Raw genomic sequence first — 1,068 nt, forward strand, 5'->3', positions numbered from 1 at the left:
CTGGCGGCCGTCGATGCTGCCTGCCAGGAGGCTTTGGATCACGGCGTCTGCTCGGCCTCGGTGATCCTCAACATCCTGGCCCGAAGCCGTGATCCGGCTCCAGCAATCACTGTTCAGACCCCAGATGCGCTGCGGCTGACCCATGAACCGGTCGCCGACTGCGCACGCTATGACAGCCTCAGGAGGGCAAGCTGATGGAACGCACACAGGTTCTCGAACTAATGAGCACGCTGAAGCTCTATGGAATGCGCAGCGCTTACGACGAGGTCATGGGCAACGGCATCAAACGGCAGCACGAACCACCGCGCATCGTCGGCGATCTCCTGCAGTCGGAAATCGCCGAGAAGCAGGCCCGCTCCATTCGCTACCAGCTCAGCATCGCCAAGCTGCCGCTCGCCAAGGACATCCACGACTTCGACTTCACCAATACGCCGGTCAATGAATCCTTGGTGCGAGAGTTGGCCACCGGCACCTTCGTCGCCGATCAGCGCAACGTCGTTCTCGTCGGCGGCACGGGAACCGGAAAGAGCCACCTCGCCATCGCGATCGCCCGCGCACTGATCCGCAACGGAACACGCGGGCGCTTCTTCAACGTCGTCGATCTGGTCAACCGCCTGGAAACGGAGACGCGCAGCGGCAAGCAAGGGCGAACGGCAGACTACCTCAACCGTCTCGACTTCATCATCCTGGATGAACTCGGCTATCTGCCATTTGCCCAGGCGGGCGGCCAACTCCTGTTCCATCTGATTAGCAGGCTCTACGAGCGCACCTCGATCATCGTCACTACGAACCTGGCTTTTGGAGAATGGCCGACAGTGTTCGGTGACGCCAAAATGACAACAGCACTTCTGGACCGTCTGACCCATCACTGCGAGATTGTCGAAACCGGAAACGAGTCCTGGCGCTTCAAGAACCGCTCTCAAAGCTAAAGCCGAAGACGATCATCACCCGCACTTGGCCTACCCTCTGCAACCCCGGCCAGCGCCGGGCCGGCCAAGCGCTGAACTACATCACCAGGGGGTCAATATTGGATGCCGATAAGGGGTGATTTTTGGACGCTGATTGACA

General features: G+C 60.0%; 1 protein-coding gene and 1 pseudogene. Both read left to right on the forward strand.

What is annotated here, in order from left to right; genetic code table 11:
* Positions 1-189 (forward strand): annotated as a pseudogene (locus tag ACIQUG_RS34665) (IS21 family transposase); the annotation flags it as partial.
* Positions 190-194: 5 nt separating this feature from the next.
* Positions 195-929 carry an IS21-like element helper ATPase IstB gene (istB, locus tag ACIQUG_RS34670; RefSeq protein WP_402326933.1) on the forward strand — a complete coding sequence of 245 codons (735 nt, stop codon included), beginning with the start codon at positions 195-197 and terminating at the stop codon, positions 927-929.
* Positions 930-1,068: the final 139 nt, after the last annotated feature.

It is taken from the genome of Ensifer sp. NPDC090286 (genome assembly GCF_044769565.1).
Classification (GTDB): Bacteria; Pseudomonadota; Alphaproteobacteria; order Rhizobiales; family Rhizobiaceae; genus Ensifer.